This is a genomic window from Agreia sp. PsM10 (assembly GCF_030433855.1).
Taxonomy (GTDB): Bacteria; Actinomycetota; Actinomycetes; order Actinomycetales; family Microbacteriaceae; genus Agreia.
Genome location: NZ_JARUXC010000023.1, coordinates 18,831 through 32,605, shown reverse-complemented (window position 1 = coordinate 32,605; position 13,775 = coordinate 18,831). Strand labels below are relative to the sequence as shown.

The 13,775-nt window shown below is 67.7% G+C and carries 11 protein-coding genes; 5 read left to right on the top strand and 6 right to left on the bottom strand.

From position 1 onward, the window contains the following. Both QCD70_RS18530 and QCD70_RS18525 read left to right on the top strand, forming a co-directional pair. Positions 1-1,095 (top strand): HNH endonuclease signature motif containing protein (locus tag QCD70_RS18530; protein ID WP_301219014.1); only part of this gene is annotated, 1,095 nt, incomplete at its 5' end. 300 nt (positions 1,096-1,395) lie between these two features. Further along, positions 1,396-1,809 carry an SRPBCC family protein gene (locus QCD70_RS18525; RefSeq protein WP_301219012.1) on the top strand — a complete coding sequence of 138 codons (414 nt, stop codon included), beginning with the start codon at positions 1,396-1,398 and terminating at the stop codon, positions 1,807-1,809. Here the strand turns inward: QCD70_RS18525 and QCD70_RS18520 are convergent. Next, positions 1,784-2,284 (bottom strand): GNAT family N-acetyltransferase, encoded by a 501-nt coding sequence (locus QCD70_RS18520; protein ID WP_301219010.1) that lies wholly within the window; start codon positions 2,282-2,284, stop codon positions 1,784-1,786. The two genes, QCD70_RS18525 and QCD70_RS18520, sit on opposite strands and share 26 nt — an antisense overlap. A gap of 74 nt (positions 2,285-2,358) precedes the next feature. Here QCD70_RS18520 and hrpA point away from each other — a divergent pair, with 74 nt between their 5' ends. Genes hrpA through QCD70_RS18505 form a run of 3 tightly spaced genes read left to right on the top strand, consistent with a single transcriptional unit; the run spans position 2,359 to position 8,103 of the window. Then, positions 2,359-6,201 carry an ATP-dependent RNA helicase HrpA gene (gene hrpA, locus QCD70_RS18515; protein ID WP_301219008.1) on the top strand — a complete coding sequence of 1,281 codons (3,843 nt, stop codon included), beginning with the start codon at positions 2,359-2,361 and terminating at the stop codon, positions 6,199-6,201. A 12-nt stretch (positions 6,202-6,213) separates the two neighbouring features. Next, a complete protein-coding gene (locus tag QCD70_RS18510) occupies positions 6,214-7,425 on the top strand; it encodes an MFS transporter (protein ID WP_301219006.1) in 1,212 nt (403 codons plus the stop codon). A gap of 24 nt (positions 7,426-7,449) precedes the next feature. Beyond that, positions 7,450-8,103, top strand: coding sequence for a pyridoxine/pyridoxamine 5'-phosphate oxidase (locus tag QCD70_RS18505; protein ID WP_301219004.1), 654 nt, complete (start codon positions 7,450-7,452; stop codon positions 8,101-8,103). 62 nt (positions 8,104-8,165) lie between these two features. On the opposite strand, the gene QCD70_RS18500 is transcribed toward QCD70_RS18505, so the two are convergent. The 5 genes from QCD70_RS18500 to QCD70_RS18480 are packed head-to-tail and all read right to left on the bottom strand — an operon-like array spanning position 8,166 to position 13,750. Continuing rightward, positions 8,166-9,344, bottom strand: a complete 1,179-nt coding sequence (locus tag QCD70_RS18500; RefSeq protein WP_301219002.1) for a glycoside hydrolase family 1 protein — start codon at positions 9,342-9,344, stop codon at positions 8,166-8,168. Beyond that, positions 9,344-10,171 (bottom strand): alpha/beta fold hydrolase, encoded by an 828-nt coding sequence (locus QCD70_RS18495; RefSeq protein ID WP_301219000.1) that lies wholly within the window; start codon positions 10,169-10,171, stop codon positions 9,344-9,346. Before QCD70_RS18495 ends, QCD70_RS18500 begins: the two co-directional genes overlap by 1 nt. Then, the gene (locus QCD70_RS18490; RefSeq protein WP_301218998.1) at positions 10,168-11,838 is read right to left on the bottom strand and encodes an ABC transporter ATP-binding protein; all 1,671 of its coding nucleotides are present in this window, start codon (positions 11,836-11,838) and stop codon (positions 10,168-10,170) included. The genes QCD70_RS18495 and QCD70_RS18490 overlap by 4 nt, the downstream gene beginning before the upstream one ends. Beyond that, positions 11,835-12,773, bottom strand: a complete 939-nt coding sequence (locus tag QCD70_RS18485; RefSeq protein WP_301218996.1) for an ABC transporter permease — start codon at positions 12,771-12,773, stop codon at positions 11,835-11,837. The genes QCD70_RS18490 and QCD70_RS18485 overlap by 4 nt, the downstream gene beginning before the upstream one ends. Next, positions 12,770-13,750 carry an ABC transporter permease gene (locus QCD70_RS18480; RefSeq protein ID WP_055930913.1) on the bottom strand — a complete coding sequence of 327 codons (981 nt, stop codon included), beginning with the start codon at positions 13,748-13,750 and terminating at the stop codon, positions 12,770-12,772. Before QCD70_RS18480 ends, QCD70_RS18485 begins: the two co-directional genes overlap by 4 nt. Positions 13,751-13,775 lie beyond the last annotated feature (25 nt).

Below are 13,775 nucleotides of genomic sequence, written 5' to 3'. Positions count from 1 at the left end.
CTGACCCGACGAACCGAGTACCGCGCCGCCACGCTGATCGACACGAGTACGGCCCTCGTCGATCGGCTCCCCGCGACCCTGGCGGCGGTCGCTGCTGGCACGGTGTCGTGGGAGCACGCCGAAGTCATCGCGAAGCATGCCGAGGGGTTAGAGGGCGACGCCCTCGCCACATACGACACGAGGCTCGCTTCTCTGGCTGTTGAGGTGAACCCGAAGCAGCTCGAGAAGAAGGCCCGGCATGAGGTGGAGCTCGCCCAACCGTCCACCGCGGTGAAACGAGCGGAGAAAGCCGCGGCGACCCGGCGCATCTATGTCGATCCGGCAGCGGACGGCATGGCTTGCCTCACCTTGTTCGCGCCGGCGCCGGAGATCCACGCGATCGCGGACAGGGCCGTGCGATTGGCGGCCGGACTGAATACAGGTGGTGACCCGCGGAGCATGGGGCACCTGAAAGTCGACGTTCTGACCGATCTGCTTCTCAACGGGGAACCGTCGATTCCCGGAGCCACCCGGGGCGTTCGGGGTCGGGTGCATGTGATTGTTCCCGCGATGACACTGTTGGGCGTGGGTGAGGAGGCGGCGATTCTCCGCGGGTACGGGCCCATCGACCCGGCCACTGCCGCCCAGTTGACCGCGGAGGCGACGTCGTGGCGGAGGATCCTCACTGACCCGATTACGGGGCGGATCCTGGCCACCGACCCCCGGGACTACCGGCCGACCGCGGCGATGATCGACCACGCCCGGCTGGTCCACCCGGAGTGTGTGTTCCCGGGGTGCACGGTTCCGTCGGAGCAGGCGGACATGGACCACACCGAAGACCATGCCTATGGCGGCGACACGATCCCCGAGAACCTGGCCCCGCTGAGTCCGGAGCATCATCGGGTGAAGCACCACACGAGGTGGCAGTTCATCCCGAACGGAGACGACACCCTCACGGCGACCTCTCCGGCCGGTCACGTCTACACGGTTCGGCCGGAAGGCCGGATGCGGCCCGCACCACAAACCCTCATCAAGGCCACAGCGGCAGCAGCAGCAGCCGCAGCCGCGGCGACGACGATCACCGTCGAGGAGGACCTCGCCGACTGCCCCTTCTAACCACCACCGGGTCTCGATACAGCCCAGGCGGCCTACTCGACCAGCGCCAGGGGGGCAAGGCTGGGGCGTTCCCCGAGCTTGTCGAAGGGCGGCCTCCTCGGCCAGCGCACGAAAGACGAGAGCGCCTCCGCACGGCGCTGATAATCCAGCGCGCCCGATACCCACCACCACCCCTGCGCCGATCGAGTAGCGGCGCGAGGAACGAGCACCGCGTATCGAGATCACCCCGTTTCAAGATCACGCGTATCGAAAGCACCCCTGCCGTGGCAGAAGCATGCAGCGTTCCGTCATGCTGGACGCATGGAGAGCCGTCACGTCAGCCGGGTCATTTCGGCGAGCCCGCAGACTGTCTACGAGGTCGCCGCGAACATCTACAACCTCCCGAAGTGGGCATCCGGTCTCGCACACTCCGAGGTGACCCGCGAGGGCGACACCTTATGGGTCGACTCGCCCATGGGTCGGGTCTCGGTGCGCTTCGTCGAGCGCAACGAGTTCGGCATCCTCGATCACGATGTGACCCTGCCGTCAGGCGTGACCGTCACCAACCCGCTGAGGGTGATCATCCACCCGAACGGGTCCGAGATCATCTTCACCGTGCGTCAGCTCGACCTGTCCGACGACGAGTTCGATCGCGACACGAAGACCGTCGGAGAAGACCTCGACCGTCTGCGCGAGCTCGTCGAAGCAGCTACGAGCTCTCGACCCGGTATTTGAACCCGACGTGAGACGCATCGAAGCCGAGCCTCTCGTAGAAGCGGTGCGCATCCACTCGCGCGGCATCTGACGTCAACTGCACGAGCGGCACGCCGGAGACACGGGCGTCCTCGATCGCCCAGCGCATCATGGCCGCACCGATGCCGCGGCTGCGTTGACTCGACGAGACCCGCACGGCCTCGATCTGCAGACGCGAGGCTCCGCGCCGCGCGAGTCCCGGAATCACGGTGAGCTGCATGGTCGCGACGACAGCGCCAACGGGGTCGACCACGACCAGAAGTCGCTGCGCCGGGTCGCGGTCGATGGCGGCGAAGGCGACCTCGTAGGCCTCGCGGTCGCTGGCATCGGCCGAGTCGCCGCGCGCTGCACTGATCGGGTCGTCGGCCAGCAGATCGATGATCACCGAGAGGTCGGCGATCGTCGCGCGCCTGAGCGTCACGTGACCATCGGGCAGATCGAGACTCACAGCATCCATTCCGGCCACGATACAGGCCGGGACACCGGCCAGGAGGGCGCGACCGGCGGCGGAGAATCTAGAATGGAATGCCCATGGATTCCCTCCCCCGTATCGTCTTCCCCCCTGAACTCCCGGTCAGCCAGCGGCGCGACGACATCGCGCGCGCGATCGCCGAGAACCAGGTGGTCATCGTCGCGGGCGCGACAGGATCGGGAAAGACCACGCAGCTCCCGAAGATCTGCCTCGAGCTGGGGCGCGAAGCGATCGGCCATACCCAGCCCCGACGCCTCGCGGCCCGCACGATCGCCGAGCGCATCGCCGAGGAACTCGGTCAGGAGGTCGGCGGCCTGGTCGGCTACCAGGTGCGCTTCACCGACAAGGCGTCGAAAGACACCCGCATCAAGCTGATGACCGACGGAATCCTGCTCAACGAGATGCACCACGACCGCATGCTCTCGAAGTACGACACGATCATCATCGACGAGGCCCACGAGCGCAGCCTCAACATCGACTTCCTGCTGGGCTACCTCAAGCAGCTGCTGCCGAAGCGGCCCGACCTCAAGCTCATCATCACCTCCGCCACGATCGACCCGCAGAGCTTCTCGAAGCACTTCGACGATGCCCCGATCGTCGAGGTCTCCGGACGCACGTTCCCGGTCGAGATCCGGTACCGGCCGCTGGTTGCGGACGCAGCTCTTGAGGATGACGATGACGACCCTTCGACAGGCTCAGGGAACGCAGGCTCAGGGAGCACAACCCCCGATCGCGACGCCTTCGAGGCCATCGGAGACGCCGTCGACGAGCTGGGGCGCGAGGGCGACGGCGACATCCTCGTCTTCCTGTCGGGAGAGAACGAGATCCGCGACGCCGAGGAGTCGCTCAAGGGCAAGTTCGCCAACCGCAGCTCGGCGGGCGGCGTCACAGAGATCCTCCCCCTCTACGGCCGGCTCTCGAGCGCCGATCAGCACCGTGTCTTCCAGCGCAGCAGCACTCCCGGCGTTCGCCGGCGCATCGTGCTGGCCACGAACGTCGCCGAGACCAGCCTCACGGTGCCCGGCATCAAGTACGTGATCGACGCCGGAACGGCGCGCATCAGCCGCTACAGCGTGCGCTCCAAGGTGCAGCGACTGCCGATCGAGGCGATCTCGCAGGCCTCCGCGAACCAGCGTTCGGGCCGTTCGGGCCGCACCAGCGATGGAATCGCCATCCGGCTGTATTCGCAGCAGGACTTCGAGAAGCGCCCCGAGTTCACCGAGCCCGAGATCCTGCGCACGAACCTCGCCGCCGTCATCCTGCAGATGATCTCGCTCGGCCTCGGCGACATCGCATCGTTCCCCTTCCTTCAACCGCCGGAGTCGCGCGGCATCAAGGACGGCCTCGACCTTCTGGGCGAGCTGGGCGCGCTGCGCACGGCGTCGTCGGCAGACGCGAACACACGAACCAAGACACCGGATGCCCAGCCGCGGCTCACGAGGATCGGTCGCGATCTCGCGCGCCTGCCCATAGAGCCGCGCTTCGCGCGCATGGTGATCGAGTCCAAAGAGACGGGCACGAGCCGCGAGGTGATGCTCATCGTGGCAGGGCTCACGATCCAGGACCCGCGAGAGCGCCCGCTCGAACGGCGCCAGCGAGCCGACGAGCTGCACGGCCGGTTCACCGACCCGACGAGCGACTTCCTCACCCTGCTCAACCTCTGGAATTACCTCGAGGAGAAGCAGTCCGAGCTGTCGTCGAGCGCGTTCCGCAGACTCTGCAAGAACGAGTTCCTCAACTACCTGCGCATCCGCGAGTGGCAGGACGTGTATCGCCAGCTGAAGCAGCTGTCGCGTCCGCTGGGGCTCACGATCGGCGAGCCGGCGGTGAACCCCGACGGAATCCACCGGTCGATCCTGTCGGGGCTGCTCTCGCACATCGGCCTGAAGGACGCGGTCAAGAAGGACTACGTGGGCGCGCGCCAGTCGCGCTTCTCCATCTTCCCGGGGTCGGTGCTGAACAAGAAGCAGCCCGCCGCCGTGATGAGCGCCGAGCTGGTCGAGACGAGTCGCCTCTTCGCGCGCATGAACGCGGCCATCGATCCGGCCTGGGCCGAAAAGCTCGCGGGCGACCTCGTCAAGCGCAGCTACTCCGAACCCCGCTGGGAGAAGAAGCAGGGCTCCGTCGTCGCCTACGAGCGGGTCACGCTGTTCGGCGTTCCCATCGTCGAGAAGCGGCGCATCCAGTTCTCTCGTGTCGACCCGTCGTACGCGCGCGAGCTGTTCATCCGCCACGCGCTCGTCGAGGGCGACTGGGAATCGCAGCAGGCGTTCGACCGGGCGAACCGCGCCTTCCGCAAAGAGCTCGAGCAGATCGAGGAGCGCAGCCGCCGCCGCGACCTGCTGACCGATGACGAGGCGGTGTTCGACTTCTACAACGAGCGCATCCCGCGCGACGTGTTCTCGCAGCGCACCTTCGAGGGCTGGTGGAAGACGGCGAAGCACGACACCCCCGACCTGCTCACCATGACCATCGACGCGCTCGTGCCCGGGGGCGCGCCCGAGATCGACGAGAACGAGTATCCGACCACGTGGCAGCAGGAGGACCAGCGTCTGGGCCTGAGCTACCGCTTCGAACCGGGCACCGAAGACGACGGGGTCACGGCGACGGTGCCGCTCGCGCTGCTGCCGAGGCTCAAGCCGGAGTCGTTCGAGTACCAGGTGCCGGGTCTGCGGGTCGAGCTCGTGACCGCGCTCATCAAGTCGCTGCCCAAGAACATCCGCCGCAACTTCGTTCCCTCCACCGACTGGGCGGTGCGCCTCGTCGCCGAGACGCCCGAGGGCGGAGGCGACGAGGGGTACCTCGCAGCCCTGGCCACGACGATGACGCGTCTCGGGCACGTCTCGGTGTCGGCATCCGACTTCGACCGCGAGCGCCTGCCGTCGCACCTGCGCATGTCGTTCCGCGTAGTTGACGAACGGGGCAAGACGCTCTCGGTCGGCAAGGACCTGCCCGCCCTGCAGCAGAAGCACCGCGGCGCCGCCCGCGACTCGGTGGCGAAAGCCACGACCCGCATCTCGAGCGACCTCGAACGCTCCGGCCTCACCTCCTGGAGCTTCGGAGAACTGCCGCGCCTCGTCGACACGAAGCAGCACGGCGGAGTGATCCGCGCCTACCCCGCGCTCGTCGACGACGGCTCGTCGGTGTCGCTGCGGCTCATGACATCGCCCGATGAACAGGTCCTCCAGACGCCCGACGGCATCGTGCGCCTGCTGCTTCTCGCCGTGCCCTCTCCCCTGTCGTATGTGCGCGAGCACCTCACGCAGAACGAGAAGCTCATGCTGGCCACGAGCCCGTACCAGAACGTCCAGGCCCTCTTCGACGACTGCCTGCGCGCGGTCGCGCAGCGCGTGCTCTTCGAGGTGGCACCGGATGGCATGCTCTGGAACGAGGCCGGGTTCCTCTCGGCCCGGGACCACCTCTCGGCGACGGTCATGGACGAGCTCTACGCGACCGTCGGCGTGGTCACCACGATCCTCTCGGCGGCGCGCGACGCGGAGAAGGCGCTCAAGGGCGTCACGAGCATGGCCCTGCTCGCCGCGCTCGGCGATGCCCGAGAGCAGCTCAAGGGTCTCATCTACCCGGGCTTCGTGTCGGCCACGGGAACCACGCAGCTGCGCCAGCTGCCTCGCTATCTCAAGGCCCTCACGCAGCGGCTCGGCAAACTCGCCGAGAACGCGGCCCGCGATCGCGCCTGGATGACCGAGGTGCAGGCGGCGACGAGCCGCTACACGGACGCGGGTGGATGCATCCCCCTCGCCCCGCATTCGCCGCCCAACATCGTGCGCGCGCGCTGGCTCCTCGAGGAGTTCCGGGTGAGTCTGTTTGCGCAATCGCTCGGAACGGCGGAGCCTGTTTCCATGCAACGTATTCAGAAGGCACTTGTACCGGCTGGACGGTAGAGTAGAGAAGTTGTGAGCAGCTACTCGAATCTCCTGAAAACCCGCGGGGTCGCGCGCATCATCGCCGCGCAACTCACCGCCCGGTTCCCCTTCGGCATGCTCTCGCTCGCCTTCCTCCTGCACATCGAGAGGGTCCACGACTCCTACGGAGCGGCCGGCCTGGTTCTCGCCGCCCTGAGCATCGGCCAGGCGGTCGCCGGGCCCCTCACCTCGCGTCTCATGGGCGTCTGGGGCATGCGCCAGGTCATCACCATCACGATGATCATCTGCGCCTTCGCCATATCGGCCATCGCGCTCCTGCCCCTCACGATCCCGGCCGCCATGGGCGTCGCTCTCGTCGCCGGTCTCACCATGCCGCCCATCCAGCCTGCCGTGCGCACCATCTACCCCAAGATGGTCAACTCGAAGCAGCTCACTCCGCTCTTCTCTCTCGATGCCTCGGCCCAGGAGATCATCTGGGTCGTCGGCCCGGTCATCACCACGTTCGTGTCGACCCAGATCGGCACCGTCTGGGGCATCCTCCTCGCCGTCGTCTTCCTCGTGGGAGGCGGCACCTGGTTCATCGCGAGCCCTGAGCTCGGTCGGGTGCGCATCCCCCGCTCGCGCCGCAAGCTGGGCGCCGTGCTCGCCAAGCCTCCGGTGCTGCTGGCGACGATCGTCGGCTTCCTGCTCGTCGCGGCCTGCGCGGCCATCGAGGCCGGCGTCGTGGCCACCTTCGGTCACGACGGCCTCGAGGCCGGCATCGTTCTCGCGATCTTCGCCGTGGGCTCGTTGGTCGGCGGCCTGTCGCTCGGCCATGTTCCGATCGGGCCGTGGGCACTGGCCCGCCGCATGCTCATCGTGTTCATCGGAACCGCACTCGCGGCAGTGTCTCTCAACGTCTGGTGGCTCGCCGTCACCCTGTTCATCGCCGGCATCGGCATCGCCCCGGCCCTCGCCGTGATGTTCTCCATCGTCTCGTCGAGCGTGCGCTTCAGCGATACGGCCGAGGCCTACGGCTGGGTCGGCACGGGTCAGCTCATCGGAGCGGCCGTCGGAAGCGCGTTCGCCGGCTTCCTCATCGACAGCCAGGGAGCCTCGGGAGCCTTCTACGTCGCCGGCGTGCTGGGCCTCCTCGGGTTCCTCGTTCCGCTCGTCGGAAAGCGCTGGCACCCCGATCTCCGCGGAAAAGACGCCAGCCCCATTCCCGACACCGAACCCATTCAGACGGTGAGCGGGCTCTGACTCCTGGAGCGTAGTGTCGATACCGTGCACCCTCTGAGAGACAGCCTTCGTCCGCTCGCGAGCCTCGCGGCCACTCCTCCGCCATTCGATCCGACCATCGCTCCCGAGAACCCGCTCGAGCTCTTCGTGGCATGGTTCGGCCAGGCCGTCGAGGCGGGCCAGCTCGAACCGCACGCGATGACGCTCTCGACCGTCGACGCCGACGGCGTTCCGGATGCCCGGGTGCTGATACTGAAGGACCTCACCGACGACGGCTGGTGGTTCGCGAGCAGCTCCGCCAGCGCCAAGGGCGTCGAACTCACGGCGAACCCCGTGGCCGCCCTCACGTTCTACTGGCCCACGGTCGGCCGCTCCGTGCGCATCCGCGGCTCGGTGACGCGTGGCTCAGACGACGAGAACGCCCGAGACTTCTCCCGCCGAGGCATCGGCGCCCGTGCCGTCGCGCTCGGCAGCCCGCAGAGCGCGCCGCTCGGCAGCCGCGACGAGAGCGAGGCCGCCATCGAGAAGGCCGCGCGCGAACTCGACGCGCATCCAGACCTGGTATCGCCCACCTGGACCCTCTGGTGCGTCAGGCCGTCGACTGTCGAATTCTGGCAGTCGGATGCCGAGCGTCGGCACCAGAGGCTGCGGTACGCGCGCAGCGACGACACGTGGTCTACATCACTTCTCTGGCCGTAAAGACACCCGTTCGCTGAGCTTGTCGAAGCGGGCCCTTCGACAAGCTCAGGGAACGGAGTTGTTTAGACGGCGAGGGCGTTGGCCTTCGCGACCTCGCCGTACCAGCTCGCGCTGGGCTTGGGCGTGCGCTCGAAGGTCTGCTTGTCCCAGCCGATGAGTCCGAACGTCGGGGCGAACCCCGATGCCCACTCGTAGTTGTCGAGCGCCGACCAGTGCTGGTAGCCCAGCAGCGTGATGCCGTCTTCGATGCATGCGTGCAGTCCCTCGAGGGCGCCTCGGGTGTAGTCGATGCGACGAGGATCGTCCTGCGTGGCGATGCCGTTCTCGGTCACCATGACCGGAGTGTGGTCGCTCAGCTCCCAGGCGGCGCGTACGCCGATTCCGGCGGCCGGGGGGAAGTACTCCCACTGCGTGAGCGTCTTCTCCACGTCGGCGGCGGGCGGGCGGATGCCCTCCGGGCCCACGATATTGCGGGTGTACGCCTGCACGCCGATGAAGTCGTCGCCGGCGGCGTTCTCGAGGTACCAGTCCTCTGCCGGGTAGGCGATCTCGCGCTTCTTCTCCTCTGAGCCGGGCTCGTCGGCCGCCTCGAAGGCCTGGGTGGCGATGGTCCAGCCCGTCTTCAGGCCGGAGACCTGCGACAGCACCTCGCGCGAGCGCCGGTGCGACTCGAGCAGCGCGTCGGCCACGCCGAGGTCGGGCTTGGGCAGGCCGTACGCCACGAGGTTCGAGGCGTCCTCTCCCCCGGCGAGCATCGCGGCGATGTTGGGCTCATTGATGGTGCAGACGTAGTTCACGCCCTCGGCCACGACGGGCAGCGCGAGCTCGGTGTAGCGGGCGAACAGATCCGCAGCATCCGGAGCCCGCCAGAAACCGTCGTTCTCGAACCACCGGGGCACGGTGAAGTGCATCAGGGTCACGATCGGCTCGATGCCGAACTCGTGGCAGGTGTCGACCATGCGCCGGTAGTGGTCGACGGATGCGCGCGAGTAGAGACCGCGCTCGGGTTCGATGCGCGACCACTCGATGCTGAACCGGTAGGAGTTCAGGCCGAGCTCGGCGAGCAGCCGGATGTCGTCGCGGTAGCGGTGGTAGCTGTCGGCCGCGTCGCCCGAGGGCTCCACGATCGTCGTGCCCGGCTCGTTCTCGTGAACCCACCAGTTGCTGTTGACATTGTTTCCCTCGATCTGGTGGGCGGCGGTGGCCGCACCCCACAGAAAGCCGTCGGGGAAGGTGAGCATCAGGATTCTCCTTTGTGTTCTCCACCAGACCAGAAGCTGTCGAGCAGCGCGGTCGTGTGGTTGGGGTTGTCGATGTTCGGCAGGTGCCCGGCGTTCGGGATGACTTCGTAGCGGGCTCCGACCCGCAGGGCCATGGCGTGCTGGGATGCGATGGGCCAGGCGTCGTCGGCATCGCCGTGTGCGATGAGCACGGGCAGGCCGGTCTCGCGCAGCTCGTCACTCGAATCGGGCGTGTCCCGCAGGATCGCGGCCATACCGAGAAAGTTGTCGTCGCTCGACGCGGCCGCACGCTCGCGCACGAACACCTCGTCGGCGTTCCTCGCGCCGAGAGGATTGTTGTGCTCCCACCAGGCCAGCGTGCCGTGGCGGGCCACGAATGCGGCGTCGTCGACGTGATGCCCGGGCCCTTGACCGCCGGGCCCCGAGCAGAGCATCGTCAGGTCGGCGAAGACGTCGGGCCGAAGGATGGCCGCCGCACGGGCGACGAGGCCGCCGAGGCTGTGGCCCACCAGGTGCACCCGGCGACCCCGTGCGATCCGATCTGCCACGGCGACCGCGTCGTCGGCGAGCTTCCGCAGCGAATACTCGTCGATCCCACGCGGTGCGACCGAGTCGGCCTGTCCGCGCTGGCTGTACGAGAACGACTCCCATCCCCGTTCCGCGGCGAGCGCGACGAGAAAGCGGTGGTCCTCCTTCGAGCCTGTGAAGCCCGGCACGAAGAGGGCGACGCCGCGCTCCTCACCCCGGGCCGGCGCGCGGAAGGCCGTCAGGCCGTCGAGGGTGAAGATCTCGAGCGAATCGGGCAGCGCCAGGCCGCCGAACGTCACGCCACGTCCTGTCGGCCGGGATTCGGGATCGCGTCGAGCAGTCTGATCGTGTACTCGTCGGTCGGATTGCGCAGCACCTCGGCGGTGTTGCCGCGCTCGACGACCCGCCCTCCGTTCAGCACCATGATGTTGTCGGTCACCACGCGCGCCGACAGCAGATCATGGGTGATGTACAGGAGCGAGACGCCCCACTGCTCACGCAGGTCCTCGAGCAGCGCGAGCACGCCGGCGCGAAGCGACACGTCGAGCATCGACACCGGCTCGTCGGCGATGATCACCTGCGGGTCGCTCGCGAGGGCGCGGGCGATCACCACGCGCTGGCGTTGGCCGCCCGACAGCTGATGCGGCAGTTTCGCCGCGAACTCCTCGACCGGCGACAGACCGACGGTGTCGAGCAGCTCGAGAACCCGGCGACGCGCATCCAGGCCCTTCAGACCGGTGAAGTTCACCACGGGTCGCGTCAACGTGTACTCCACGGTGTGCAGCGGGTTGAGTGCGGCGTAGGGGTCTTGGAAGACCATCTGCACGTCGCGGTGCAGGCGCCGGAACTGGCCGCGCCGAAGAGATCCCACGTCGAGGTCGCCGAAGCGCACGCTGCCCGACGACGGCTTCTCGACGGCGGTGATCAGCTTGGCGAGGGTCGACTTGCCGCTTCCGGATGCGCCGACGAGCGCGAGCGATTGGCCCGGCTCCAGCGTGAAAGACACGTCGTCGACAGCGGTCACCTGCGACTCGCCGCGACGCGGCGCCGGGTACACCTTCGAGACGTGGTCGACGACGATGGCCTTCTGGTCCTTGCGCCGGGTGCGCGACGACACGGTCGGTGGATGGGCGTCGGCGGGCGCGCGGTGACGGCCCTCGAAGCCGGGCAGCTCCACGACCTCCGCGCGCGGGTCGGCATAGTGCGACAGCAGCATCTTCGTGTAGTCGTCGCCGGGCCTCTCGAGGATCTGCCGCGACGGCGCATCCTCGACGATCTCGCCCTCGTGCATCACGAGCACGCGCTGCGCCGACTCGAGAACGATGCCCAGGTCGTGGCTGATCAGCAGGGCGGTGAAGTTCTCCTTCTTCTGCAGCTCGATGATGGTGTCCATCACGGCGTGCTGCACGAGCACGTCGAGCGCGGTGGTCGGCTCGTCGAAGACCATGAGCTTCGGCTCGAGCGAGAGGGCGAGGGCGATCGACACGCGCTGGCGCATGCCGCCCGAGAGCTCTCCCGGATACCGGTCGAGAACGGAGGCGGGCAGCTCCACCTTGCCCACGAGTTCGGCGGCACGCGAGCCCCAGTCGCCGCGCTCGACGTGGCCGTGCGCCCGGAAGATGTCGACGAAGTGGTTGCGGATGCTGCGCACGGGGTTCAGCGCGTTCATGCCCGACTGCAGCACCATGGCGACGCCGCCGTGGCGCTGCTCGCGCAGCTCGCCGGTCGACAGGCTCGCGATGTCGACGCCGTCGAGCAGGATGCTGCCGCCCGCGATGCGTGCCGGCGGCTTCGACAGGCCCGTGACCGCGAATCCGAACGTGGACTTCCCGGAACCGGACTCGCCCACCAGCCCGACGAACTCGCCGTGCTCCAGGGTGAACGACACGTGATTCACCGCGTGCGTGCTGCCGGTGCCCTCGCCGTAGTCGACAGAGAGGTCGGTGATCTCGAGCAGGGCGGTCATCGCTGCTTTCCTTCCCGGAGGCGCGGATTGGAGATTCCGTCGACGCCGAAGTTGATGAGGGTGAGGCTGGTCGCCAGCAGGGCGATGCAGAGCCCGGGTGCGAACAGGAGCGCCCACTGGCCGGTGAGGAGGGCGTTGGAGTTCTGCGCCCAGAAGAGCATCGTTCCCCAGCTCACCACCGTGGTGTCGCCGAGGCCCAGGTATTCGAGGCCCGCCTCGGCGAGGATCGCCGCGGTCGCCGCCCCGAAGAAGTTGCCCACGATGAGCGAGGTCATGTTCGGCAGGATCTCGCGGAACACGATGCGGAAGGGCCGCTCGCCGCTGAATACGGCGGCGGTGACGAAGTCGCGCGATCGCAGCGACTGGGTCTGGCTGCGCAGCACGCGCGCTCCCCAGGCCCATCCGGTGATCACCACGACCACGATGATCATGCCGATGCCGCCGCCCGAGAGATAGGCCGCGATCACGATCATGAGCGGCAGGCCCGGGATGACGAGGAACAGGTTGACGATGAAGTTGATCACGTCTGCGCCGAATCCGCGCACGTACCCCCAGCTGAGTCCCACGAGAACCGCGATCACGGTCGACAGCAGGCCCGCGACGAGGCCGACGAAGATGCTGATCTGGGATCCCCAGATGAGCTGCGACAGCACGTCCTCGCCGGCTGCCGTCGTGCCGAGCCAATGGGCGGCCGACGCATCCGCCGACCGGTCGAAGCCGTTCTGGCGGGCGCCGTACGGGGCGATCAGTGGCGCGAACACGGCGATCAGGATGAACAGCCCGAGGATGATGATGCCGATGCGCGCCTTGCCGTTCGACCACACGGTCGATGCGACGCGCAGCACGACCTTGAGCGGACTCGGGGCGGGAGCGATGGACGCCTGCTCGATGGCGCGCACAGCGCGGGTCGAGGGGGGAATGCTCTGGGTGCTCATCGGCGGGTCCTCGGGTCAAGCACGCCGTACAAGATGTCGACGAGGAAGTTGGCGATGAGCACGCTCACGGTGATCATCAGGAACAGGGCCTGCATCAACGGGTAGTCCTGGTTGGTGACCGCGTTGAACAGCAGGTAGCCGATGCCCGGGTATCCGAACACCCGCTCGACGAGGATCGATCCTCCGACGACACCGCCGAGCGCGAGCCCGAACGAGGTGAGGTTGGGCAGGATCGCGTTGCGCGCGGCATATCGCAGCGCGACCGTGCGCGGCTTCAGTCCATTGGCTTCGGCGAAGGTCACGTAGTCGTCGCCGATCGTCGAGATCATCGTGTTGCGCATGCCGAGGATCCAGCCGCCCAGCGAGGTGATGAGGATCGTCAGCGCCGGAAGCGCCGCGTGATAGATCGCGTCGCCGAGGAAGCCGATCGTGAACTCGGGTGTGGCCGTGGGGCCGTAGGCGCCCGAGGTCGGGAACAGCCTCCCCACGTATCCGGCGAAGAACAGCAGCAGCAGCGCCGTCCAGAAGTACGGGAACGCGCTGGCGAACGATCCGGCCAGGGTCGGCAGCGTGTCGAGCCAGGTTCCGCGCTTCCAGGCGGCGAGCACGCCGAGCAGGGTGCCGAGCACGAAGGCGATGATGGTGACGACGCCGACGAGCACGAGCGTGTAGGGAAGCGCGGTGCTGACCAGTTCGGACACGCTCTGGGGGTAGAACGTGTACGAGACGCCGAAGTCGAGCGTCACCACCTGGTGCAGGTACGCCACGTACTGCTCGAGGATGTTGCCCGTCGGCACTCCGAGCTGTGCCTCGATCGCCGATTTGGTCGCCTCGCTCACGGGTCCGTTCTGCGCGAGCTTCGCCAGAGCGGCGTCGGCCGGAGAGCCTGGCATGAGCCTCGGCAGGATGAAGTTGAGCGTGATGGCCGCCCACAGTGTGAGCAGCAGGAGCCCCGCCTTGCGGGCGATATAGCCCAGGGCCCTGCCCCGACCGGATGCGACG

What these genes read in the sequence shown, in the direction of transcription:
- QCD70_RS18525 (WP_301219012.1), top strand. Translation starts at nt 1,396, where the DNA reads ATGGAGAGCCGTCACGTCAGCCGGGTCATTTCGGCGAGCCCGCAGACT.
- QCD70_RS18490 (WP_301218998.1), bottom strand. Translation starts at nt 11,838, where the DNA reads ATGACCGCCCTGCTCGAGATCACCGACCTCTCTGTCGACTACGGCGAG.
- QCD70_RS18520 (WP_301219010.1), bottom strand. Translation starts at nt 2,284, where the DNA reads ATGGATGCTGTGAGTCTCGATCTGCCCGATGGTCACGTGACGCTCAGG.
- QCD70_RS18500 (WP_301219002.1), bottom strand. Translation starts at nt 9,344, where the DNA reads ATGCTCACCTTCCCCGACGGCTTTCTGTGGGGTGCGGCCACCGCCGCC.
- hrpA (WP_301219008.1), top strand. Translation starts at nt 2,359, where the DNA reads ATGGATTCCCTCCCCCGTATCGTCTTCCCCCCTGAACTCCCGGTCAGC.
- QCD70_RS18485 (WP_301218996.1), bottom strand. Translation starts at nt 12,773, where the DNA reads ATGAGCACCCAGAGCATTCCCCCCTCGACCCGCGCTGTGCGCGCCATC.